Raw genomic sequence first — 23135 nt, forward strand, 5'->3', positions numbered from 1 at the left:
GCTAGCAACATAGTTTAAATGCTTCTTTTTTGCCATTTTTATCTCAATTACTTTACTTAGGTTTTTAGGAAGCGTAGAATGGGAAAGTAAATTATTTAGTTAGGTAAATAAGGAGTGATTGCGATGAATCCGTTATTTCATATATTTTTTCAGCAAAATCGTTATTTAGTAAATCAGTTAAATGATGTTTTAAAACAGCATGGACTATTCAGCTCACAATGGACGGTTCTTTTTTTATTGCATCAAAACGGACCAATGACACTCACAGCTATATGGAAATACCTTGATGTAGAAGCGCCAACTGTTACGCGAACAGTCACTCGTCTGGAGACGCTTGGATGGGTGGAGAGAGTTCACGGAGCGGATAAACGTGAAAAAATGATTGATTTAACGACCAAAGCAATTGAACAATTTCCTCAAATAGAAGGATCCGTCGTTTCGTTCGAGAAAAAAATGACTGATAATCTGTCTGAGGAAGAACAGGTGCTCCTAATTCACTTACTAAAAAAGATGGAAGGTTAGAATAAATGGAGCTTCAAGAACAAACAAATAAAATTTTCACGAAACGATTTATTAGTCTATTCTTTACAAATATGTCCATATTCCTTGTGTTTTACGGATTAATCACAACATTGCCATTATATGCTATCGGTGAGTTAGGGAAATCGGATGACGATTCCGGTCTCCTTGTCACGGTATTTTTAATTTCAGCGATTATCGTTCGTCCATTCAGCGGAAAACTGCTTGATCTCTTTGGCAAGAAGCGATTGTTGATTTTAAGTCTAGTACTTTACTTTGCATGCACAGTGTTGTACTTATTTTTTAAACCTTTTCTGCTATTGCTTGCACTTCGTTTTTTCCAAGGGATATGGTTTAGTATTGCAACGACTGCATCGGGCTCTTTAGCAGCCGATATTATTCCGAAAAGACGTAAAGGAGCAGGATTGGGCTATTTTGCAATGTCTACGAACTTAGCTGTCGTATTCGGTCCTTTTATTGGGTTGCTCATTATTCAATATTCAGGATTTGATATGCTATTTATCGTATTATCTGTATTGGTGGCAATTGGCGGTTTACTGGCATTGACTATTCAAACAAAGGACTTGCCAAAACCAGTAGTAACAGACCGCAGCTTTAAATTTTCATTTAATGATTTATTTGAACGAAGTGCCTTGCCGCTTGCCGCACTCGCAAGCTTAGTCGCTTTTTCTTATGCGAGTGTTCTGTCGTTTCTATCTCTGTATGCCGAGCAGAAAGACTTGCTGAGTGTTGCAAGTTATTTCTTTGCGGTATTTGCAGTTGCAATGATTTCGGTTCGTCCATTTACAGGAAGAATCTATGATACAATAGGCGCAAAATTTGTTATTATTCCGTCGTTCTTTATTTTTGCATTAGGGCTGATTATTCTAGGGAATGCAGATCAGGAAATTCCGTTCTTATTATCGGCGATCTTTATCGGTGCAGGGTACGGTACGTTAACAACAAGTTTACAGTCACTATGTATTCAAGCAACGACAATCCAGCGTAGCGGCTATGCTACGGCCACTTATTTTACGCTGTTTGACATAGGGATTGCTATCGGGTCGTATTTACTGGGGATGGTAGCGGTGAGTCTTGGCTATGAATATGTGTATTACATTGCGGCATTCATAATAGTTGTCGTATTCGCACTGTATATGCTGTTGCTCAATCGTCAAAAACATAAAACAGAACAATAAGAAAAACGATTCATCGTTCCATTAGTGGGATAGATGGATCGTTTTTTGCCACAATTAGTTTTAGAAGTTTTCGGTTTAAAATATGGATCGAATAGCGAATGTAGAAAGTAAATTATATTACGTTCTTTCCAGTGGTACACGTATCTAATTATTTTTTAAAATCGCTTCACGTGCAAGAACGTCCGCTGCTTTGTTTTCTTTATCGGGAATCCACTTTATGAAAAATAGGTCAAATTGTTCGATTAAAGCGAGTGCCTGCTCTAAATAAGGTTTGAATTCCTCGTTTTTCACATATGCTTTGTCGATTGAGCTTACGACTATTTTTGAATCCGAGCGCATTGAAACAAACGATGAACCGATTTTCAATGCTTCTTCCAAACCACGTAAAAGCGCAGTAAATTCGGCTTGATGATTATTTGTGATGCCGATTGGTTCACTGATTTTTACTTGCTGACCTTCACCTTTTATAAAGATCCCAATTCCGCTTGGACCGGGGTTGCCGGCACTGGCGCCATCTATATAGACTTCTAACATAATTTCGCTCCTTTTATGTTCTGTTCGTTTAAGTATAACAAATACATGTAAGTTGGAGAAAATAAAAAAATAGCGTACAATAGTAAAACAAATTATCGGGAGGTACATGACTTGAATAAAGTAGATGTTATGAAAGATATTGATGAATTAATGGATATGTACTGCGCTGATTGTCTAGTCATTCAGGACCTTCGTAAAGAACGCGGTAAACATGGTGCACACCGTTTCTGCATTGAATCTTGTACGGTAGGGGAACAGCTTCAGTTTCTTGGTAAAGAAATAATGAAAGTTTCCGAAAAATAATAATTTTAGAACATTGTTCTTACTATTGAATAATAATGTTTTTTTGATATAATAATTAAGTATTTCTTATTTACCTAGTATAAATCTCTGGTACAGATTTATTTTATAATAGGTAAATGACTTCAGCGGAGTGGTTACCGTTGAAAAATTTCTTTATTTTTAAATCCTTTTTATAGCTGAAAAGGGGGAGACAACTTGTAATGTGTAGCGCATAACTACTATATTACAAGTTGTTTTTTTATTGTCTTATTTAGATCAGCGCAAAATAAAAAGCTACTTTCGACGTCTCGAAAGTAGCTTTTTGCATTTATTAACTATTAACAAGTTGCTTTTCATTATAGAAAGCATTTAATTCTTGATAATATTTATTTAAAGATGATGGAGAAACACTGAAGCTTTCGCCGATTTCTTTAACAGTGAATTTTTGATCGAATAAATCATTATCCTGACCGAATCTTACAGCACCAGCTGCGATAGCGCCTGCCTTACGAGCTGTAGGCTGCTTTTCGACTAAGTAATCTTCAACGATTGCTACGAAGCTCTCGTTGGTGATTGCTTTTTCCGCCATAAATGCTTTTAACTGTTCCACGACTTCCTGCTCGAAAGGTGTAAACTCTTCCCCTTCATAGCCGTTTTCAACTAGACCTTCCCATAATAATAAATGGTTTTCTTTTGTGAATTGCTCAACAGGTAAACGGCTTGCTTTGTAAGCTTCTGTAAACTGTTCAAAAGAAATCGCATGTTCTTTATGGAAGAAGATTAGTGTAGAGACAGCTAATACGTGGTTTTCCTTGTTTGAACCATCCGGTAATAAAAAGGCGAACACACGCATTCCTAGAGGGATTGATTTGTGGCTTTCACGTTGAATATGATATGTTGTGCCAGTTAATGCAGAGATAGCTGTAAAGTAATCATCTTTCACATCATCAACAGTACCGATGAAGAAAATCGGCTGTTCCCATGATTTCAATAATTCCATCATAGATGGGCGAAGCACTTTTTTAGCTGTTTTTGCTAAAAAGTTCTGCCAAATATCAGGTCGTTGATGGAAGAAATATTCGTCCAAAGCAACGGCTTCCACTAATTCCTTGTGTAATTTCTTTTCTAATTTCGGTGCCCAATTTCGAACCAATTCCATAAATTCACGGATATCTTTTCGTTCTGGGTAATTACTATAGAAAGTTTGTAATACGTTTTCAATTTCTTCCTGGAAAACGTTTTGTGAAGTTACTTGATTTTTTCCTTCACAACATTTTTTGTATTTTTTTCCACTACCGCATAGACATGGGTCATTACGTCCAATCATTGTAACACTTCCTTTAATACAACTTTTAAATACTAATGTCGCAGTATTGCTACTAATAATAATAACGTCAGATTGTTATTATGAAAACTGATTATGTTTTTAGAACTATCAGAAAAATTGTTGCATTTTACATTATATTAAACTTTACATAAAAATAGAACAATAATAGAGTTAATTCTATCAATAATTTATAAAAAAAGAGACATGGCACGCTCGATGCGATGTCTCTTCCTATTATAACGTAGTTTCAGAGTGAGTAGGTGATGGGATTTTTTTCATTGCTATAAATTGTTCGAGTTGAGCAACACTATTCCCGATTAAAATAAATGCGCCACCAATCACAAGTTGTGCAGTTAATCCTTCCCCTAGGAAAAGCATCGCGAATATGGCTGCAAAAATAGGTTCAAGAGAAAAGATCAGCCCTGTATGTGTAGGTGAAGTATATTGTTGTACAACAGCTTGCGCGATAAAACAAAACGCGGTACAAATAATACCTAACCCAAGTACAGCAATCCAACTAGAAGAATTGGACGGGAACATTGGAGATTCGAACATTATTGTAAATACTGCTCCAAACAATCCGGCAATACCTAATTGATATACTCCATAAGAAATGGATTCAACGTTTTTAGTAAACTTACTATTTAATATTAAATAGATCGAATAGCAAACTGCTGCGATCGCAACCAATATATCTCCAGTCTGGAACGTCATAGAGTCTTTCATTGTCAAAACGGTAATTCCGATCATTGTAGCAACAACAGCGAAGCTCACTGCTCGTGAAGGGAGCCGTTTTTCAATAAAGCTTGTCATGATCGGTACTAAAACAACTGTTAAACTAAGTATAAATCCTGCATTACCAGCTGAAGTTGTTTTTAGACCTAACAAAGATAAGGCGAAAATTGTAAACAATAAGAAGCCTTGAACCGATGCATATAAAATCGTTTTAATATTCACATGCAACATCTTCGGTAAAAAGATTAGCCCTGCAATGATAAATGCGATTAAGCATCGAAGTGCTACAACATTAAAAGCTTCTAAACTTTCCAGTCCCATGACCATAAACGTATAGGATAGCCCCCAAAACATTGTAACAATCACCATTAAAATATTTGCTTTACCTTGTAAACTCAAAGATGTCACCACATTTCTAAAAAGTAAGTTTTAAATAATCAGTAAAAATATGTATAAGATTAAGAGATATAAAATATCGTATCATCTATAAATCCGATCTGTTATAAAACAGTATAAACAGGAAGTTGTGATTAGTAAAACGAATGTTTATAATGAATGATATGAAAAAAATTCATGTTTAAAATTGATTAGTGGAGTGAATTATCATGAGTTTAGTCAAGTACGAAATTTTAAATAAAGTGGCGGAAGTACATAGCTTTACAAAAGCGGCCTCGGTTCTAGGGCTTACACAATCAGCTGTAAGTCATGCAGTATCAAGTTTGGAAAAGGAATTTGGTTTTAATTTAATTCACCGTAACCGTACAGGAGTAACATTGACAGAAGACGGTATAAAAATGCTTTATGAAATGCGCAAAGTATTATTGGCGGAAGAACATCTGCAACAGACTGCGTCGAACATTTTAGGGGTCAGCCAAGGGACAGTGCGAATTGGGCTAATTTCAACGATTTCTACACATTGGATGCCAAACATCATTCATATTATGGATTCAGAATATCCGGGAATTCGGATTGAATTGCGTGAAGGGGATTACTACGAAATAGAACAGTGGCTATTACAAGGTGAAGTCGACTGCGGATTTTTAAACCGGACAAGCTCCAAGCAGTTCGAATTTATGCCGTTAAAACGGGATCCTTTGTTATGTATTGTGTCGTCGCATAGTCCGCTATATGATAGAGAAGAGATCGATTTATTTGAAATTGAAGAAACGCCGATTATAATGCCTTCCTATAAAGGGACGAATGATGTGATGACGACATTTGAAAAATATGGTGTATATCCGAATATACGTTTTGAACTTTATGACGAAAAGGCCATAGTATCAATGGTGGAACATAATCTAGGCATTAGCATACTGCCTGAAATGGCGATTTCAATGTTGCCGGATACTGTAAAAGCGCTGCCTCTTGTACAGGAAAGTTACCGAATCCTCGGGCTGTCGACAAAGCAGAAGCTGTCACCGGCATCGCAAAAATTTGTAGAAATATTAAAACAGTGGCTGGAAAACGAAGAACAGTAAAAGGGGAAACAACTATGCTGACAGGGAAAAAAGTTTTAATTACGAGTGGCGGGACATTTGAGAAATGGGATAATGTTCGAGGCCATACGAATTTATCAAAAGGAACGATGGGGTGTTATTTAGCAGAAGCAGCGCTTGAAAAAGGTGCGAACGTCATTTATATGCACGGCGTATTTACACAGCTGCCGGAACACCAAAACGAAATGCAACTCATTAAATTTGAAGGGATCGAGGATTTAGGCGATAAGCTGAAAACAATTCTTGAAACCGAGCAAATCGATTATGTCATTATGGCGGTGGCAGGCTCTGACTGGCTTATTGACAAAGTGTTCGATCAGCAAGGGAATGAACTGACTGAAAAAGGGAAAATGCCTTCGGATGAACCTCCGATTATCCATTTTAAAAAAGCGCCGAAAATTTTGGCCCAAATTAAAAACTGGTCGCCAGGTACGACATTAATCGGCTTTAAATTGGAAGCGACAGAAGACGAATCGTTTTTATTGGAAAGAGCTTCTGCAAGAATGGAAACTGCAAAAGCGGATTATATGGTCGCAAATAGTTCCAAATCTTTGTACGGTGCAATGGAGCCTCATTATATTATTCATAACTCCGGGAAGACCGTTAAAGTTGACGGAAAAATGGCAGCTGCAACGGAATTAATTAATGTCATCTCTTAAATAATGATTGCTCATTTTTCAAATGCCTTTATATGTTATAATTTAGAATATTTAATTTATTTAATAGTGAAAAGGGGTTGAAGCATGTACCAGTTCGATCATCTCGTCCATTTTGTCCCTTATCCAGAGCAGACATTGTTAAAACTCAAAGAAGAAGGTCTCCATGTTGTCAATGGAGGAAGTCATGAAGCGTGGGGTACATATAATACACTAAGCTATTTTGATTTGGCTTATATTGAATTAATCGGCATTGAAAATGAGGAAAAGTTTCAGGAAGCAGCCAAAAAGAAGTATTCACTACATGCGAGCTACAAAGAAAATCGCCGACGTGATGGATTGACACGTTTTGCTGTTCGTACAACGACAATCGAAGAAGACGCGAAGTTATTCGCTAAAGCCGGTTTGGAAGTAGTTGGACCGGAGCGTTTTTCCAGAAGACGGGAAGACGGCTCTGAAGTAAGCTGGCAACTGCTTTATATTGGTCATCCGAAATCGAAAATTGAATTCCCTTTTTTCATTCAATGGGATGAAGCAGATACAATTCGGCGCAAGGAACTGACGGATCGCGGTATTATAGCGCAACATCCGTTAGGGAATTTAACGCTTCAGGCTGTCCATTTTGTTGTACCGAATTTTGATGCAGTGGAGCAAATTGCCCAACTATGTGGTGCGACAATTTTAAAAAAGGTCAATGAGGAAGAGAATGTAGAATACTCGATTATTCTGCTTGATGAAGTGAAGCTTATATTTGTCAAGCCAATCGGTGAAGGAGTCGCCTGGAATTATATGCTCGAACATGGCTACGGCATAAAAAAGGTCGTCATATCAGGTGCGACAGAGCAAAAGCATTTTACAATTGATGGTGCACAATACGAAATTAATAAGAAATAAAAAAAGCTGTAAACGATGAAAATCTTTCGTTTACAGCTTTGTCTATTTTTTTATAACATTCGCTGCCTGTGGACCCCGGATACCATCGACTAAATCGAATTCAACCACTTGTCCTTCATCCAGTGAACGAAATCCTTCTTCTTGTATGCCAGTAAAGTGTACAAAAACATCTTCACCATCTGCAGATTCTATAAATCCATAACCTTTTTCATTATCAAACCATTTTACAGTGCCTTGGTGCATCCGCTTTCTCCTCCGATACTGTCAAAATCAATTGATGAAACATAAAGATTCCAGAATATTACGAATAAACTATATCCTATAAAGATAAGAACTGTCAATAATTTGTCGATTTACATCGCTTTTTATATTTATTAATTCAGACAAAACAGACTATAATAAAGTGACTACATATAGAAAGCAGGGCAAAGCATGACAACAACTACGAAAAAACCATTATCAGATATTGAAATAGCCAACAAAGCGACAATGAAGCCAATTTTGGAAATTGCTGAAAATGCACAAATTCCATTAGATGCGGTTGAACAATATGGTCGCTTTAAAGCAAAAATTGATACAAGTAAAATTAGTGGTGAAGCAACGGCAAACGTGGTGCTTGTAACAGCGATTAGCCCTACACCAGCAGGAGAAGGAAAATCAACGGTAACTATCGGTTTGGCGGATGCATTGCACTCATTGGATAAGCGAGTAATGGTCGCTTTACGGGAGCCTTCATTAGGTCCGGTAATGGGTGTGAAGGGCGGCGCTACTGGCGGCGGATATGCACAAGTATTGCCGATGGAGCAAATCAATTTGCATTTCAATGGCGATTTCCATGCGATTACGACTGCAAACAATGCATTATCTGCATTGATTGATAATCATATCCACCAAGGGAATGCATTGAACATTGATCCAAGACGAATTGTCTGGAAGCGTGTACTGGACTTAAATGACCGTGCACTGCGCCATGTAACGGTCGGGTTAGGTGGTCCGATGCAAGGCGTACCTCGTGAAGACGGATTTGATATTACAGTAGCTTCTGAAATTATGGCCATTTTCTGTTTAGCAACAGGCATGAAAGATTTGAAACAGCGTTTGGCACGTATTGTAATTGGTTATACGTACGACCGGAACCCGGTAACAGTTGGTGACTTACAAGTAGAAGGAGCACTCGCCCTTATTTTAAAGGAAGCAATGAATCCAAACTTGGTTCAAACAATTGAAGGCACACCGGCCCTGATCCATGGAGGACCGTTTGCCAATATTGCCCATGGATGTAATTCGATTACAGCTACGCAAACAGCACGTAAGCTTGCAGATATTGTTGTAACAGAAGCAGGATTTGGTTCCGATTTAGGGGCGGAGAAGTTTTTAAATATTAAAGCACGTGAAGCAGGATTTAAACCGAGCGCTGTTGTTATTGTTGCGACAATTCGTGCACTGAAAATGCATGGCGGTGTAGCAAAGGCTAACTTAGTGGAAGAAAATGTGGAAGCATTAAAACAAGGTATTGCCAATTTAGCACAGCATGTAGCCAATGTTCGTAACTTTGGACTGGAGCCGGTAATTGCTTTAAACCGATTTATTACGGATACTGAACAGGAACTGAAAGCTGTTTTACAATGGGCCGCAGCAAATGAAGTTCGGATTGCCCGTACGAATGTTTGGGAAGAAGGCGGTAAAGGCGGTATTGAGCTTGCCGAAAAAGTACTCGAAGTAATTGAACAGCCGAATACTTTCCACCATTTATATGATTTGCAAGAAACCGTGGAACAAAAATTAACGAAAATTGTACAACAGGTGTATGGTGGTGCAGGTGTGCAATTAACGGATGCTGCGAAAAAACAGTTAGCAGTCATCGAAAAAAATGGGTGGGACACTTTGCCGATCTGTATGGCGAAAACACAGTATTCATTATCGGATCAACCAAGCTTAGTAGGCAGACCAACCGATTTCGTTGTTACAATTCGTGAAATTCTTCCAAAGTTAGGTGCGGGATTCCTTGTTTGCTTAACTGGGGATATTATGACAATGCCAGGCTTGCCTAAACAGCCGGCAGCACTGAATATGGATGTGGCTGAAGACGGAAGTGCACTTGGATTATTTTAAAATGAAAATATATAGCGACCGACAAGAAATTTCTGTCTGAGGACAAAATAACGCCGGAGCGATTAATAAAAGTAAAAGAAACGTATTCGTTTGATTATTCATTCGAATACGTTTCTTTTATTTGCTGTGAATATTTAGTTTGAATTTACGTTCGTCCATTAAAACATGATTTGTAGAAGGTTAGTCGCAATCATAAAAGTGGCACTTAATCCGTATGCAACCGATCCAATTAAAATTGGTGAAATAACAATTAGTCCCTTACGTTGACTTTCATTCATATTTGGTGCTACAGCTTGCATCATTCTTTGCATAATTAACACTCCTTTTTCCTGTTTTATGTTTTCTTATTTCTAGTATATGTCACAAATTTGTAAAAAACAAGCATTTAGTTCACATTTTGGACAAAAATTATCTCCGCATAATAAAGGATACTTGATTTTTCGTGTAAAAGTTGCTAAGAGGGGGTTAGGGCAAGAGTGGGGAAGTCGGAATCTTTTAGCAATAAGCATGTCAAATAACTGAAGTCATCCCACTTCTCGTGGTAATATAATTATGTAAACTATAAAAAGAAAATGGTGAATGTAACATGTCCGAAGTAATCGTACGTTGTGAACAATTAGTAAAAGGAATTTATGAAACAATGGATGCAAGCCATGATTTTCAACATATTGAACGTGTCTATCAAAACGCTATGACAATCCTGAAATCAGAACCTTTAGCAAGTGGAAAAATCGTGAGTTTAGCCGTGCTGCTGCATGATGTCAGTGACGAAAAATATGCTGTTGATAAACAGCAGGAGCAGCGAATCCTGGATGAACTTGATTTAACGGATGAGGAAAAACAACATATCCAAACGGTTATTGCAGAGGTTTCATTTAATGGGGGCAATGAACGGGATATTACAACAGTAGAATCAAAAATCGTTCGCGATGCAGACCGGTTGGATGCAATAGGTGCGGTTGGGATTGCGCGTACGTTCGCTTACGGTGGTGCGAAGGGACGTAAGTTATATGATGATGCTGAAGAAGTGCGCGTAAATATGACGAAAGAACAATATCGCAGTCAATCCACAGCGTCTGTTACGCACTTTTATGAGAAGCTTTTATTATTGAAGGATTTAATGGTAACTGCAAAAGGGCGCGAAATGGCTGAAGAACGTCATGCCTTTATGGTACAATTTTTAGAGCAGCTAAAAAAAGAAAGAGACGGGATTTCATGAGTCATTTAATCGTATCAAATCTAACAAAAACAGTTGGCGATAAAACGCTATTTCAAAATATTGAATTTACCATTTATGAAGGCGAAAGAGCAGGCTTAATCGGGATAAACGGGACAGGGAAATCAACTTTATTATCGATTATCGCTAAAAAACAGGATGCGGATACAGTGGAATTTGACCATCCGAATAAGTACCGCATTGCCTATTTGGAACAAGATCCGCAATTTCCACAAGATTTAACGGTTTTACAAGCGGTATTTAGTGGAGATTCACCGATCTTACAATTAAACCGTGCGTATGAAGAGGCGGTAGCAGCATTGTCTCAAAATCCGCAATCTGAAAAGCTGCAAAATGAACTATTTCGATTACAGCAGCAAATGGATACAGAAAATGCCTGGGACGTCAATGCATTGGCAAAGCAAGCATTAACAAAGCTTGGAATCGATATGTTTGATCAAGAAGTAACGTGTCTTTCAGGTGGACAGCAAAAACGTGTTGCATTGGCAAAAGTATTAATCGAACCGGCAGACTTGTATTTACTGGACGAGCCAACGAACCATTTGGATGTTACATCGACAGAATGGCTGCAAGAAATGGTATCACGTCTAAAAGGGGCCGTTATCTTTATTACCCATGACCGTTATTTCCTGGATGAAACAGCGACACATATATATGAATTGGCAGATAAAACGTTATACCGTCATACAGGATCGTATGGTGATTTTCTTGAATCAAGAGCAATTCGTGAAGAAATGAATGCAGCATCACAAGCCAAATTACGAAATCGTTATCGCTCAGAACTAAAATGGATTCGTCGCGGGGCAAAAGCGCGAACAACAAAGCAAAAGGCACGTATTCAGCGTTTCGAAACTTTGGATGAATCTATTGATCGCTCGAATGACCAGTCGGATCTTGAATTGGGATTGGCCACAACACGTTTAGGAAAAAAAGTGTTGGAATCAGATGGAATTTCCAAAGCTTACGGAGACCGTGTCATTATTCAGGATTTCGAATTTTTACTGCAGCACGGGGACCGTATTGGCATAATCGGTGCAAATGGCTACGGAAAATCGACACTTCTTAACATGATTGCAGGTGAAATTGAACCCGATAGTGGCGAGGTAATTGTCGGAACAACAGTAAAACGTCTTCATTTCAAGCAGGCACTGCCACCAATGAATGAAAATGCACGAATGATCGATTATATTCGTGAAGCTTCGAATGATATTACCGATTCTGACGGGGTTCGCTACTCTGCATCTCAAATGCTCGAACGTTTTCTATTCCCGCTTAATACACACGGTACACCGATCAGCAAATTATCAGGCGGGGAACGCAAAAGGCTTCACTTGCTTCGACTATTGATGGAACAACCAAACGTTTTGCTTTTAGATGAGCCGACGAATGATTTGGATATTGAAACATTGGGTGTACTTGAAGATTTTATCGAAAACTTCCCTGGCGTTGTCATTACAATCAGTCACGATCGTTTCTTCCTTGATCGTATTGCGAAAAAGCTGTGGATTTTGGACGGAAAAGGCGGCGTATCGGAAAGCTTGGATGTCTATACCGATTATTTAGCAAAACGCGATTCTGAACTGCAGCAGGAAGCAAAAGAAATGAAGCAGGAAAAGCCAAAAGTTGAAAAACAGAAATCAGATAAGAAAAAGCTATCATTTAAAGAGCAGAAAGAATGGGAAACTATTGCTGATAAAATTGCTCAAGTTGAAGAAAAAATTATGACGGCAGAAGATGAAGTTTCAACAGCAGGTTCGGATTTTACAAAACTTCAGCAACTGACGTCGGATTTAGAAAAGCTAAATCAGGAATATGAACAATTAATCGAGCGATGGAGCTATTTAGACGAAATTGCAAATGGATAGGAGCATAACAATGAAAATTTTATCTATTGAACCAACACCAAGTCCAAATTCAATGAAAGTAATTATTGATCAGGATTTACCATTTGGTAAAAGTTTTAATTATACGAAAGACAACATTGGTGATGCATCTCCTGAGCTGCAAGCCATCTTTGGAGTAGAAGGTGTAAAAGGCATTTATCACGTATCGAACTTCCTGGCGATTGAACGTAACGCAAAATTTGCATGGGAAAATATTTTAGCTGATATTCGTCGCGCAATTGGCGGAGAGGCAACTGAAAGCACGGAATATGAGATGAATGACCATTATGGGGAAGTAAATGTGCATGTTCAAATGTATAAAGCAATTCCATTGCAGATCAAAGCATTCGATGGTGAAGGGGAAGTGCGAATAAGCGCAGGAGACCGTTTCACAACAGCTTTCAAACGACTGCAATTCAGTGTGACTGACGAAAACTATATTTTTGAACGAAAATGGGTCGATTTCGGTGTTCGCTACGGTGATAAAGAACAAGTTGTACAAGAAGTGCTAAAAGAGGTGGATGCACTATATCCGCAAGATCGTGTTGAAACAATTGTTCAGTCAGCAAATGAACAAGTTGTCACAGCAGCTCAAGAGCGTAAAGAAGTGACATTGGAACAATATGAGCAGGTTGAAGATTGGCAGCAACGTTTCCAGTTGTTAGATCAATTACCGGATCCGGAAGTGAAGGATATACCGTTGTTCGAAAAAGCGCTGGAAGACGAGCAAATGTCTATCCGACGTCTTGCAACCGTTTATTTAGGAATGATTGAAGACATCGCGGTTGTACCAGCTTTAACGAAGGCATTGAATGATAAAAGTGCAGCCGTTCGCCGTACAGCGGGCGACTGTATGAGTGATTTAGGCTTACCTGAGTTTGAGCCAGCGATGATCGCTGCATTAGGTGACAAAAATAAACTTGTCCGCTGGCGTGCCGCTATGTACTTGTATGAAGTAGGTACGGAGCAAGCAATTGACGCATTAAAAGCAGCGAGCGAAGATAAAGAATTCGAAGTAAAGCTGCAAGCAAAAATGGCACTTGCCCGTATTGAAGGCGGGGAAGAAGCAAAAGGTTCTGTGTGGAAACAAATGACAGAAAGTCGTAAAGCTTAAAATTAAGCTGCTAACGTAAATAATCGTTAGCAGTTTTTTTATTTTAATTAAACATTATTTTTTAATCGAATGGCATAATTTGATAAAATGGTATATATTTAGGAATATACAAAAGAAAGGTGGGTCCATAATGGAGGAGCTATTGTTGAAAAATCCTAGCTCATTAAGTGATGAGCGTAAAGAGGCACTGTTAAATTTACTTTACTCCGAACATTGTAATGACTCCATACTATTAGAAAGTGATGATTTTTATTTATTTTTTCATGATATTTGGTCACTTTTTGAAATTGGGGAAGAGTACGAAAGCGAAATTGTAGAAGAAGATATTAGGCTGAAAGAATGGCGAATTTTCATATTGGAATTTTTCTCAGCTCGAAATTTAGAAAAATTGCACTTTGAGTACTTAACGAATTCCTCTGTAAAAAAATTTTTTGTAGCACTATACATATGGAAAAAAATTAAAAAAGATTATTTTTATGATATGCGTAAAGCGTTGAAAATCGAAAAATTAAAAACTGAATATGAAAAGGATCTTGCTGATAATCAAGATATTAAGGATATTTATCATGAAATCCATTTAAAAATACAAAGCTATTGGTATATGAATTTATTTAAATTCAATTCCATTTATGACAGGATTTTAGAAGAAGTATTAGAAGAAACGAAAGCGGTTGAATTGCTCTTCGGTGACAATATATGGGAGACAATCAGCAATGATAATTTAAGAAAATTTATGAGTTATATTGAATCAAGACACTTTTCCGAAGTTTTGTTTTGGAAATCCAAATTTCAGACAGAACAATTTTTAGAAGTTGGTCTCGATCCGAACAGTACATATGTATTTTGTGTTCAAAAAGATATATCGATGAAACGTAGCCTTACTTTACAAAATGGATTGGCATTGGCCGTTTCGGAATTTTCACAACAACATGAGCACAATTTTGTTTTTTTATCATTCATTAAAGCAATTGATCAGGAAATGATTACACATAAAGAGACGATAGATTTTAATCATTACTTCGAGCTGGATAAATCATTTGGACTTAAAACGGAACCGATTAATTATAAAGGCGTTATCAATTATGCCTTTACGATGTTAAAGTTAGAATTATCTCATAGCAATAGCGGTAAAATCTATTTAATCTGCAATGAATTACTATTTGACGATTTTCCTAATGAAGAAGATTGGATATCAGCCGTTACGCATTATAAAAAGTTGAAAAAAATTGAAATTGTCGTAATTTATATGGGCGATAAAACGAAACTCAAGCAAATATGGTTTGCAGATAAAATACTGATACCAAAACAACTGGCTCAGTTTAAATAGAAAAAAATAAACTCTAAATAGTGTGCGGGTTTAAATCGCTCCTATTTAGAGTTTTTTTCGTTTTTATATAGTTTATTGTGAACTACTTGTTTTTAGCTTCTTCACGGTTTGTTCAGGGGCAAAAACGGTATACAAAATACTACCGAAAATCAGGGCAATTCCGAGCACTTGCAATAAACTTGGTCGGAATGATAGTAATACAGCATCCAATAATATCGCTACTACGGGATCGACAAATACGAGTACCGAAACGATGACAGTAGGAAGATCTCGAACACTGTCAAAAAATAAGTAGTAGACAAATCCTGTATGAATTAAACCTGTACCAAGTATGTAAAGCCAGTTTGTATTTGTTAAACCTTCAAATGCTGCAAAATCGCAAAACGGGAGCAACAGTATTATTCCAGCAATCGTTTGAATAAAAGTAAGAGCATACGATGACATACCGTGAATCGTTTTACTCGTAAACATTGTCAGTGCATAGCAAATGGCCGAAAGTAATGCCCAAATAAAACCAGAATTCATAAATTGTGAAACGCTTGTAAAGCTTTCAATTCCGATAATGAGGATACTACCAAAAAAGCAAATAACGGTTGCACAAATTGCGCGTATTCCCATTTTTTCTGCCAAAAATACCGAACCTAATATTAATACAAAAATCGGTGCCAAATTATAAATTGAAATGGCGATAGAAATCGACATTACTTCGAACGCTTTAAATAAAAACACCCAGTTTAAGACAAGAAATACACCGCAAATGACCGTTTTCATCACTTCGCTTTTGTTCCAAACTTCAGTTTTATGACCGCCTGTAACAAACCATAATCCGCCTAAAAAGAGTGTGGCACAAATACAACGAACAAAAACGAGCTCTACTGCAGGCAAGCCGGTTTGCGTAGTAAAGAAACCGATAGAGCCGAAAATAGCCATGGAAAGAGTAAGTTTAAGCATCGAGCGTGCATTCATATGGTGAACCTGCTTTCTATATCCCGCAATATCGGGTAGTAATTTTTCTGCCTCGAAAGCAAAGCGGCAGAGGCAAAAGGAAGATGAATACTATTCACGAATCTGACCGTTGCCATGTATATAGTATTTCGTAGATGTTAATGCTGGTAAACCCATTGGACCGCGAGCATGAAGCTTTTGAGTTGAAATACCGATTTCAGCACCATACCCGAATTCAAAGCCATCCGTAAAGCGTGTGGATGCATTATGATACACAGCTGCCGCATCAACCGAATTTAAAAAGATTTCAGCGTTTTGCAGATTGTCAGTGATAATAGCTTCCGAATGATTAGTTCCGAACTGATTAATGTGATGGACCGCTTCGAATACATCATCCACTACTTTAACACTTAGTGTCAGAGCCAAAAATTCTTCAGCATAATGCTCTTCTGTTGCCTCGATCGCTTCTGGCAAGACGGTACACACATTTTCATCGCCATAGATTTTTATTTCAAGTTCATTCTGTAAGTAATGCAAAAATTCTGTACCATGATTTTTGAAAAATTCCTGATGAAGTAATAAACTCTCAGCTGCATTGCATACAGATAAACGCTGTGTTTTCGCATTTTTTACAATTGATTTTGCCATCTCAAAATTAGCGAATTCGTCCAAATAAATATGGCAATTCCCGGCACCGGTTTCGAGTACAGGAACCGTCGATTCACGCACGACTAAATCAATCAGTTTTTTTCCTCCGCGCGGAATTAGCACATCCAAGTATTCCGTCAATGTAAATAAAAATTTCGCTGTTTCACGGCTAGTATCTTCGATGAGCAATACGGAATCTTTCGGATAGTCAACAGCGTCCAATGCGCGGTGAATCGATGCAACGAGTGCAATATTTGAGTATTTTGCAGATGAGCTGCCACGTAAAAGTACCGCATTACCAGTTTTAATTGCAAGTGTTGCTGCATCAATCGTTACATTCGGGCGTGCTTCATAAATCATGCCAATTACACCTAATGGTACACGCTTTTTAGTAATTTGAAGGCCATTTTCTTTCGTAATTTGTTCGACTACTTCACCGACAGGATCCTCTAATTCAATTAGCTGCATGATTGCATCACTCATCGCTTGAATACGGTTCTCATTCAGTAAAATGCGGTCCAGTGTCGCTTGGTCGAGTCCGTTTGTTTTTCCATCAGTAATATCTTTGTTGTTTTCCGTCAGTAATATGTCCATATCGGCAAGAAGTTGTTGTGCAATACTTCTTAATGCTTTATTTTTTTCTTCTGTAGATTTGATATTCGTCATATAGCTTGCTTTCTTTGTACGCTTGCCTTTTTCAATAAATTCATTTGTAATTGTTTTCGTCATATAATATAACCTCCCTAAATTTTGACCCATTGATTACGGTGAATAACTTCAATCGGGTAATGCATGAGTTCTGTTGTCCGTTTACCCATTGCATGCTCCAATTCAGCTGAAGAATAAAGAATTTCTCCACGACCGATACATGTATGTCGGTCAAAAACTTCTACAACATCGCCTTTTTCAAATTGTCCTTCATAGGCGTAGACACCGGCTGGCAGTAAACTTTTTCCTCCATACTGCAATGCTTGGACTGCACCCTCGTCGATAAAAATCTTTCCGGAAGATTTTGAAAGTTGGACCCACTGTTTATTTGTTGGAACATACTTTTCATTGCGTTCAAAATACGTACCGTCACCATTGTTTTCAAGGATTTCAGTCAGTTTTGTATGGCCGGAACCTGTGCCGATAAATACTTCGACACCTGTATTAATCGCATAATTGGCTGCGGCGAGCTTTGACTGCATGCCCCCGGTACCGACTTTTGAGCCTGATCCTGTAGCAAATAGAAGCATCTCTTCTGTGATTTTTTCTATTCGATCAATTCTAATTGCATCTGTGTTTGTTAATGGATTTGCCGTATAGAGCCCGTTGACATCCGTTAAAATAATTAACTGATCTGCATGAACAAGACCACTTACTAAAGCGGAAAGCATGTCATTATCACCAAAAGTCAATTCAGCAACAGATACAGTATCATTTTCATTTATAATTGGGATTATTGAACGTTCCAATAACTCTGTTAATGTTTCATAAGCATTTCTGTAACGTTGCTTATCGTTAAAATCAGAGCGAGTCAGTAAGATTTGGGCGGACGTCTCATTATATGTGGCAAATTCATCTGCATACGCTTGTATTAATATGCTTTGACCAACTGCAGCGGCCGCTTGTTTTCCTTTTAGCGTAATCGGTCGAGAAGGGTAGCCGAGCTTTCTGAAACCTGCTGCTACTGCGCCTGAAGAGACTAAAATAACTTCATGACCAGCTTGTTTCAATGTAGCAATGGCAGCAACATGGTCATGAAATTTCTCATGATCAAGCTCCCCTTTATTATTTGTTAAGGAACTGCTTCCGATTTTTATTACAACACGTTTTCTTTCCACCCAAAAATCCTCCTCAATAGAAATATTGAAATTACACCATAAACGGGTAGTAATTTATCTGCCTCGAAAGCGTCACGGCAGAGACAAGACTTCCGCCTCTATGCGGAAGGTCAACTACCCGTAAAAGCCCGATTGGTTCAACTAACACTCAGTGGGATAAAGCCCCCCACTGAGTGAAGTTTCACTTTATTACATTAAAAAAGCACATTTCAATCCTATTGATTAGGACGAAATGTGCTGTTTCCGTGGTACCACCTAAATTGAATGCCAATACTTGCATTCCACTTCATCTCATAACGCTGAGTCTGCGCCTATTTTTGTAGGAGCTGTTGAAGTAGGTTCGGCAGGTTTTGCTATGCCATCCTTTCAGCCTGTGGAATGTGCTCTCTTGTTTAGCCAATTGCTGCGTACTCGTCTTCAATATGCCTTTATATTTTCTAATAGCATGCATGATAGCTCATTTTTTGTCAATATCATTAAGTCTGATTTATTTGAAAACTATGCGAAAATCTTCTTTTTGGACCGATTTACCGCATAAAAGTGTGAATTTTACGACTATTTACTATTCAAATTTAATTTTTCATGATAAATCCGTACTTTGTCTCTTTTTCAGCTATTTTTTAAATTTGTAGTACCTAGGAATAATCAGTTGTGCACAGCTTAAAGGATTTGTAGAAATGCAGGATGCAGAACAACTTATTTTTGAAAATGAGACATTAATAAAAAAGGTCATCTATAAATTGAAAATTTATCGAGATTTGGATGAATATATGCAAGTAGGAAGGATTGCTCTATGGCAGGCATTGCAGAAATTTGATGATACTAAAGGGGATTTTGCGATGTTTGCTTACATGACCGTAAAATATGCTATTATTCGAGCATTAACCAAAGAAAATCACGTATCAGAACATGAACTAGCAGTGGAAGAAGATGTAATTATCGTTAATTCGCAGCAATACTTTTTAGATACAGCAAGTTTTGAATGGCCCGAATGGTTTGAGGAATTAAATAAAGAAGAGCAATTTCTGTTGATCGCCTTGTATGAAAAAGAGCTTTCGTTAAAGGAGATTGCTGACAAGTATATGCTGAGCTATGAAACAATAAAGAAAAGACATCAACGGTTATTGTCTAAGTTAAGGGGTTTGTTAATATAGATTTTTTGGGATAAAAAAAGTGGAAGCTTATGAAGTTTCCACTTTGTAATATCTTATTGGATTATATTCAAAAACTCTGTTCTCTGCTCTTCGGATTGCTGTTCGCCATTAACAAGCATTGCCCCAATACGGTAATCTGTTTGTCCTTTTTCAACAACATACTGTAAATTAACAGGCTGTACTTTGTTATCAACTTTGCATTTCCCTTTAAATTCCACAACATGCTCCATCATTTTTGTTTGGAAATACTCCCAGCTGCTTTCTTCACAATAGTTTTTGAGGGCTTGTTCTATTGTAGTATCGCTATTTTCCATGACGGGTGTAGCATGAACATATGTAATATAGTCATTATCTGTTACGGCTTTTTGTGGACCGAAAAAGTAAAAAAATACACCAATTACCCCGATTGGTATGATCCATAATATCGTCCGCCTTCTTTTCACCATGAAATAAATCCCCCTTTTTGTATCATTAGTATAACATTGGAATGTTAATATTTTCTACATTGAGATAATATTTATCTCGAAAGAGGGAGACTGTTGGTCAACGGCGCTGTTAATGGTTTCAGATGACGTTTGAACATATATTTCAAAGTAGCATATCTTCAAAGGTGTAACCTTTTTCATAACGTTGCTCCTAATCATTGTTTAGGAACCAAAGGGATTATTACGAACATTATAGAATATTAATGATTAAGTGGTTTGAAATTTCCAATGAAAGGAAGGAGAGAAATGAAGAAAACTCTTATAATAGGAAATGTAATTGTCAGTGGATTTGTTGTTTTATTGATTTCCTGGTTCTTTGCAGCAGGAGCATTATGAGATACGGATTCAATAACTCCCGAATTCTTTTTAATTATACCGCTATGGATTTTTAGTGTACTTATCATGTGTCATTCTGTTTCTATAAATAAACTAAAAAATACTTCCTATTTAAAAATAATATTAAGCAATATTTTGCTTTGGTTAATGATTCCTGTAGGATTAATCGTCGCATTTTTAATGATATAAAATTTGAAAGAGGTGAGTAGCAACTGAAAACCAAATGGCAATATATAAAACATATAAACAACTGAAAGGAGTACACAAATGAAAATGAAACAAATAATTGCGATGGGCGGTGGGGGCTTTTCAATGGAACCTGATAACCCGTTATTGGATCGTTATATCTTAAATCAAGCGGATACGGCAAAACCGAAAATTTGTTTTCTTCCTACAGCTAGTGGAGATTCTGAACAATACATATCCAGGTTCTATAATTTTTTCAATCAACAAAATTGCGACCCATCACATTTATCTCTATTTAGCCCGCCAACTCGGGATTTAGAAAATTTCATTTTAGAGAAAGACATTTTATATATTGGCGGGGGAAACACGAAAAACCTTTTAGCTGTGTGGAAGGATTGGGGATTAGACATTATTTTTAGAAAAGCTTGGGAGGAAGGGGTTATTTTAGCTGGGTTAAGCGCAGGGGCAATCTGTTGGTTTGAACAGGGGGTGACAGACTCCTTTGGGGATGGACTTGAACCAATAACCTGCCTGGGATTCTTAAAGGGGAGTAACTGTCCGCATTATGATGGAGAAACGGAAAGAAGACCTGCATATCATAAACTGATTGAGTCCAAAAAAATACAATCAGGAATTGCTGTTGATGATGGGGTTGCGATCCATTATAAAGGGCATGAAATCCATAAAATTTTAAGTTCCAGACCTGATGCTAAGGCGTACAGTGTGTTTTGGGAAAAGGGCATAATTGAAAGGAAACTTCCAACAGAATATTTGGGAACTTAATAGTTTAATAAAATTACGAAAAAAGTGAGTTGTTAAACATGTTTTTCATACAAATGTCCGGATTCCCGGGGTCCGGCAAGTCGACGCTTTCTCGACATATTGCAAAGAGAACAGGGGCAGTCATAATAGATCATGACATTGTAAAATCTTCATTATTATCGTCATTTGAAGAAATTTCAATAGAGAAAAAATTTGTTGGTAAAATTGCCTATAATGTTGATTGGTCATTAGTGGAATTTCATTTATCACAAGGACAAAATGTCGTTTTAGATAGTCCTTGTCTTTATCAGGAAATGGTGGATCGAGGCATAAGATTGTCAAAAAAGTATAATGTCACATACAAATACGTTGAGTGTTATCTGAATGATTTTCAAGAAATTAATAATAGATTAAAAAATCGAAATAGAATGGTTAGTCAAATTGAAGCGGCTTACTCAGAAGAAACATTTAAATTCACTATTGAAAATAGTAAGAAACCTAATGAAGGTTCATATATTGTTGTAGATACTAATGAACCTTTAGAGAGTTACATAGATCGAGTGATTGGTTTCATCAAGGAGTAAGCCATACTGAGATCTGGACTGTGGAGGTGTTGTATTGAAACTCGTTAGTTCGAAAATAGGAATACTAATATTGTTTAGTGCTATTCTTTTATCTGCCTGCATACAAAAAGATTATGTGTTTTTTGGTGAAAGTGAAAATTGGAGAGTTCAATATGCAGTGACAGATGATAATGGCTGCAATTCTACTAAAGGCTATATAAAATACCTAGGTAACGATCCGATGCCAGAGCAACTGGAGTTTAGTGTTGATAATAAAGAAGGGGCCTCCATTTCTTTAGATGAAAATGGCATGTTTTTTCTGCCTTATGGCTGTTCGAATGCAACGGAAGGATCAGAACTTAAAGCGACAATAAAGTGGAACAGTCAATCAGAAACAATCCAATTACCTTTAAAATGATAGTTGTAATAGATGCCTTATCAAGTAGAAAAATAGCGTTTTCACATTTTATTTAAGTAGGAGGCACTGATTTGAGACAATCAACATATTTAATTGGGATAGTACTGTTGGGGTTATCCATCATAATAGCTGCTTTTATAGTAAATAATACAGCTTCGAACACAACTAATATTGATGAAGGTACAGAAATTGCCACCAGTTCTATATCTGATTTAATGACAATGACCCAGCTTGCTGAATATCTTCAAATAAGCGAGCAATCCATTGACATTATTATCTCGCATGATGATTGGCAAAGGGAGGGATTAAGCAGCTATGATACTTATCAGTTTATCCCGTACCTTTTGCTCGATAATCAGAAAAGATTTATTAAAACAGAAATAGATGCATGGTTAAAATACAGAAATGATAACAAGTTAAATTATGATTAAAGAAAAGAAAAATCTCCCCGAAAGTTAAATGTTCGACACTAACTTTCGGGGGGCTATCTTTTAAAG

At 37.3% G+C, this 23135-nt stretch carries 25 protein-coding genes; 16 read left to right on the forward strand and 9 right to left on the reverse strand.

The genetic code is table 11. From position 1 onward, the window contains the following. The first annotated feature begins 123 nt into the window (after positions 1-123). Positions 124-522, forward strand: coding sequence for a MarR family winged helix-turn-helix transcriptional regulator (locus AC6CH1_RS04865; RefSeq protein WP_498316457.1), 399 nt, complete (start codon positions 124-126; stop codon positions 520-522). Between the two features lie 5 nt (positions 523-527). Beyond that, on the forward strand, positions 528-1718 hold the full coding sequence (locus AC6CH1_RS04870) for an MFS transporter (protein ID WP_498316458.1): 1191 nt from the start codon (positions 528-530) through the stop codon (positions 1716-1718). Positions 1719-1862: 144 nt separating this feature from the next. Here AC6CH1_RS04870 and AC6CH1_RS04875 read toward each other — a convergent pair whose 3' ends face one another. Then, on the reverse strand, positions 1863-2252 hold the full coding sequence (locus tag AC6CH1_RS04875) for a reverse transcriptase-like protein (protein ID WP_251688693.1): 390 nt from the start codon (positions 2250-2252) through the stop codon (positions 1863-1865). Between the two features lie 111 nt (positions 2253-2363). Here AC6CH1_RS04875 and AC6CH1_RS04880 point away from each other — a divergent pair, with 111 nt between their 5' ends. Next, positions 2364-2555, forward strand: a complete 192-nt coding sequence (locus tag AC6CH1_RS04880) for a zinc-finger domain-containing protein (protein WP_008404740.1) — start codon at positions 2364-2366, stop codon at positions 2553-2555. A gap of 310 nt (positions 2556-2865) precedes the next feature. Here the strand turns inward: AC6CH1_RS04880 and AC6CH1_RS04885 are convergent, their stop codons facing one another. Continuing rightward, a complete protein-coding gene (locus AC6CH1_RS04885) occupies positions 2866-3861 on the reverse strand; it encodes a YecA family protein (protein WP_251688691.1) in 996 nt (331 codons plus the stop codon). A gap of 234 nt (positions 3862-4095) precedes the next feature. Next, entirely contained in the window at positions 4096-4995 is a 900-nt protein-coding gene (locus tag AC6CH1_RS04890) for a DMT family transporter (protein WP_498316459.1), read from the reverse strand. Positions 4996-5201: 206 nt separating this feature from the next. On the opposite strand from AC6CH1_RS04890, the gene AC6CH1_RS04895 reads away from it, so the two are divergent. The 3 genes from AC6CH1_RS04895 to AC6CH1_RS04905 all read left to right on the forward strand — a co-directional run bounded on the left by AC6CH1_RS04895 (position 5202) and on the right by AC6CH1_RS04905 (position 7642). After that, on the forward strand, positions 5202-6074 hold the full coding sequence (locus AC6CH1_RS04895) for a LysR family transcriptional regulator (RefSeq protein ID WP_251688687.1): 873 nt from the start codon (positions 5202-5204) through the stop codon (positions 6072-6074). Positions 6075-6088: 14 nt separating this feature from the next. Further along, on the forward strand, positions 6089-6751 hold the full coding sequence (locus AC6CH1_RS04900; RefSeq protein ID WP_251688685.1) for a phosphopantothenoylcysteine decarboxylase domain-containing protein: 663 nt from the start codon (positions 6089-6091) through the stop codon (positions 6749-6751). 84 nt (positions 6752-6835) lie between these two features. Next, positions 6836-7642: a VOC family protein gene (locus AC6CH1_RS04905; protein ID WP_498316460.1), complete on the forward strand. Its 807-nt coding sequence runs from the start codon at positions 6836-6838 to the stop codon at positions 7640-7642. A 42-nt stretch (positions 7643-7684) separates the two neighbouring features. On the opposite strand, the gene AC6CH1_RS04910 is transcribed toward AC6CH1_RS04905, so the two are convergent. Further along, positions 7685-7885: a cold-shock protein gene (locus tag AC6CH1_RS04910; protein WP_008404734.1), complete on the reverse strand. Its 201-nt coding sequence runs from the start codon at positions 7883-7885 to the stop codon at positions 7685-7687. Positions 7886-8074: 189 nt separating this feature from the next. On the opposite strand from AC6CH1_RS04910, the gene AC6CH1_RS04915 reads away from it, so the two are divergent. Further along, the gene (locus tag AC6CH1_RS04915; RefSeq protein WP_498316461.1) at positions 8075-9754 is read left to right on the forward strand and encodes a formate--tetrahydrofolate ligase; all 1680 of its coding nucleotides are present in this window, start codon (positions 8075-8077) and stop codon (positions 9752-9754) included. A gap of 158 nt (positions 9755-9912) precedes the next feature. On the opposite strand, the gene AC6CH1_RS04920 is transcribed toward AC6CH1_RS04915, so the two are convergent. Continuing rightward, positions 9913-10065, reverse strand: a complete 153-nt coding sequence (locus AC6CH1_RS04920) for a hypothetical protein (protein ID WP_008404730.1) — start codon at positions 10063-10065, stop codon at positions 9913-9915. A 275-nt stretch (positions 10066-10340) separates the two neighbouring features. Here AC6CH1_RS04920 and AC6CH1_RS04925 point away from each other — a divergent pair, with 275 nt between their 5' ends. The 4 genes from AC6CH1_RS04925 (at position 10341) to AC6CH1_RS04940 (ending at position 15315) form a co-directional block, all read left to right on the forward strand. Then, entirely contained in the window at positions 10341-10973 is a 633-nt protein-coding gene (locus AC6CH1_RS04925) for an HD domain-containing protein (protein ID WP_251688679.1), read from the forward strand. After that, complete coding sequence (locus AC6CH1_RS04930) at positions 10970-12856, forward strand: ABC-F family ATP-binding cassette domain-containing protein (protein WP_498316462.1); 1887 nt, start codon at positions 10970-10972, stop codon at positions 12854-12856. The genes AC6CH1_RS04925 and AC6CH1_RS04930 overlap by 4 nt, the downstream gene beginning before the upstream one ends. Before the next feature lie 10 nt (positions 12857-12866). Next, positions 12867-13988, forward strand: coding sequence for a virulence factor (locus tag AC6CH1_RS04935; RefSeq protein ID WP_251688676.1), 1122 nt, complete (start codon positions 12867-12869; stop codon positions 13986-13988). Between the two features lie 130 nt (positions 13989-14118). Then, the gene (locus AC6CH1_RS04940; protein WP_498316463.1) at positions 14119-15315 is read left to right on the forward strand and encodes an aldehyde dehydrogenase; all 1197 of its coding nucleotides are present in this window, start codon (positions 14119-14121) and stop codon (positions 15313-15315) included. Between the two features lie 72 nt (positions 15316-15387). Here the strand turns inward: AC6CH1_RS04940 and AC6CH1_RS04945 are convergent, their stop codons facing one another. From AC6CH1_RS04945 to proB, 3 genes are all read right to left on the reverse strand, one after another. Then, on the reverse strand, positions 15388-16281 hold the full coding sequence (locus AC6CH1_RS04945; RefSeq protein ID WP_498316464.1) for a DMT family transporter: 894 nt from the start codon (positions 16279-16281) through the stop codon (positions 15388-15390). Positions 16282-16371: 90 nt separating this feature from the next. Next, positions 16372-17637, reverse strand: coding sequence for a glutamate-5-semialdehyde dehydrogenase (locus AC6CH1_RS04950; RefSeq protein ID WP_498316465.1), 1266 nt, complete (start codon positions 17635-17637; stop codon positions 16372-16374). 14 nt (positions 17638-17651) lie between these two features. Next, positions 17652-18734: a glutamate 5-kinase gene (gene proB, locus AC6CH1_RS04955; protein ID WP_251688668.1), complete on the reverse strand. Its 1083-nt coding sequence runs from the start codon at positions 18732-18734 to the stop codon at positions 17652-17654. A 677-nt stretch (positions 18735-19411) separates the two neighbouring features. On the opposite strand from proB, the gene AC6CH1_RS04960 reads away from it, so the two are divergent. Beyond that, the gene (locus tag AC6CH1_RS04960; RefSeq protein WP_498316466.1) at positions 19412-19888 is read left to right on the forward strand and encodes a sigma-70 family RNA polymerase sigma factor; all 477 of its coding nucleotides are present in this window, start codon (positions 19412-19414) and stop codon (positions 19886-19888) included. A 53-nt stretch (positions 19889-19941) separates the two neighbouring features. Here the strand turns inward: AC6CH1_RS04960 and AC6CH1_RS04965 are convergent, their stop codons facing one another. Further along, positions 19942-20334 carry a glucosamine 6-phosphate synthetase gene (locus tag AC6CH1_RS04965; protein WP_498316467.1) on the reverse strand — a complete coding sequence of 131 codons (393 nt, stop codon included), beginning with the start codon at positions 20332-20334 and terminating at the stop codon, positions 19942-19944. A gap of 648 nt (positions 20335-20982) precedes the next feature. On the opposite strand from AC6CH1_RS04965, the gene AC6CH1_RS04970 reads away from it, so the two are divergent. From AC6CH1_RS04970 to AC6CH1_RS04985, 4 genes are all read left to right on the forward strand, one after another. Continuing rightward, entirely contained in the window at positions 20983-21678 is a 696-nt protein-coding gene (locus tag AC6CH1_RS04970) for a Type 1 glutamine amidotransferase-like domain-containing protein (protein WP_498317736.1), read from the forward strand. A gap of 38 nt (positions 21679-21716) precedes the next feature. Next, positions 21717-22241, forward strand: coding sequence for a P-loop nucleotide/nucleoside kinase family protein (locus tag AC6CH1_RS04975; RefSeq protein ID WP_498316468.1), 525 nt, complete (start codon positions 21717-21719; stop codon positions 22239-22241). A gap of 34 nt (positions 22242-22275) precedes the next feature. Next, positions 22276-22638, forward strand: coding sequence for a hypothetical protein (locus AC6CH1_RS04980; protein WP_427710486.1), 363 nt, complete (start codon positions 22276-22278; stop codon positions 22636-22638). 71 nt (positions 22639-22709) lie between these two features. Continuing rightward, positions 22710-23069, forward strand: a complete 360-nt coding sequence (locus AC6CH1_RS04985; protein ID WP_498316469.1) for a Clp protease ClpB — start codon at positions 22710-22712, stop codon at positions 23067-23069. Positions 23070-23135: the final 66 nt, after the last annotated feature.

This window comes from Solibacillus sp. GQ1 (genome assembly GCF_059758555.1).

Bases quoted from the DNA above. Each gene is read 5' to 3' on its own strand.
- AC6CH1_RS04865 (WP_498316457.1), top strand. From the start codon at position 124: ATGAATCCGTTATTTCATATATTTTTTCAGCAAAATCGTTATTTAGTA.
- AC6CH1_RS04870 (WP_498316458.1), top strand. From the start codon at position 528: ATGGAGCTTCAAGAACAAACAAATAAAATTTTCACGAAACGATTTATT.
- AC6CH1_RS04875 (WP_251688693.1), bottom strand. From the start codon at position 2,252: ATGTTAGAAGTCTATATAGATGGCGCCAGTGCCGGCAACCCCGGTCCA.
- AC6CH1_RS04885 (WP_251688691.1), bottom strand. From the start codon at position 3,861: ATGATTGGACGTAATGACCCATGTCTATGCGGTAGTGGAAAAAAATAC.
- AC6CH1_RS04895 (WP_251688687.1), top strand. From the start codon at position 5,202: ATGAGTTTAGTCAAGTACGAAATTTTAAATAAAGTGGCGGAAGTACAT.
- AC6CH1_RS04900 (WP_251688685.1), top strand. From the start codon at position 6,089: ATGCTGACAGGGAAAAAAGTTTTAATTACGAGTGGCGGGACATTTGAG.
- AC6CH1_RS04905 (WP_498316460.1), top strand. From the start codon at position 6,836: ATGTACCAGTTCGATCATCTCGTCCATTTTGTCCCTTATCCAGAGCAG.
- AC6CH1_RS04910 (WP_008404734.1), bottom strand. From the start codon at position 7,885: ATGCACCAAGGCACTGTAAAATGGTTTGATAATGAAAAAGGTTATGGA.
- AC6CH1_RS04915 (WP_498316461.1), top strand. From the start codon at position 8,075: ATGACAACAACTACGAAAAAACCATTATCAGATATTGAAATAGCCAAC.
- AC6CH1_RS04920 (WP_008404730.1), bottom strand. From the start codon at position 10,065: ATGCAAAGAATGATGCAAGCTGTAGCACCAAATATGAATGAAAGTCAA.
- AC6CH1_RS04925 (WP_251688679.1), top strand. From the start codon at position 10,341: ATGTCCGAAGTAATCGTACGTTGTGAACAATTAGTAAAAGGAATTTAT.
- AC6CH1_RS04930 (WP_498316462.1), top strand. From the start codon at position 10,970: ATGAGTCATTTAATCGTATCAAATCTAACAAAAACAGTTGGCGATAAA.
- AC6CH1_RS04935 (WP_251688676.1), top strand. From the start codon at position 12,867: ATGAAAATTTTATCTATTGAACCAACACCAAGTCCAAATTCAATGAAA.
- AC6CH1_RS04940 (WP_498316463.1), top strand. From the start codon at position 14,119: ATGGAGGAGCTATTGTTGAAAAATCCTAGCTCATTAAGTGATGAGCGT.
- AC6CH1_RS04945 (WP_498316464.1), bottom strand. From the start codon at position 16,281: ATGAATGCACGCTCGATGCTTAAACTTACTCTTTCCATGGCTATTTTC.
- AC6CH1_RS04950 (WP_498316465.1), bottom strand. From the start codon at position 17,637: ATGACGAAAACAATTACAAATGAATTTATTGAAAAAGGCAAGCGTACA.
- AC6CH1_RS04960 (WP_498316466.1), top strand. From the start codon at position 19,412: ATGCAGGATGCAGAACAACTTATTTTTGAAAATGAGACATTAATAAAA.
- AC6CH1_RS04965 (WP_498316467.1), bottom strand. From the start codon at position 20,334: ATGGTGAAAAGAAGGCGGACGATATTATGGATCATACCAATCGGGGTA.
- AC6CH1_RS04970 (WP_498317736.1), top strand. From the start codon at position 20,983: ATGAAACAAATAATTGCGATGGGCGGTGGGGGCTTTTCAATGGAACCT.
- AC6CH1_RS04975 (WP_498316468.1), top strand. From the start codon at position 21,717: ATGTTTTTCATACAAATGTCCGGATTCCCGGGGTCCGGCAAGTCGACG.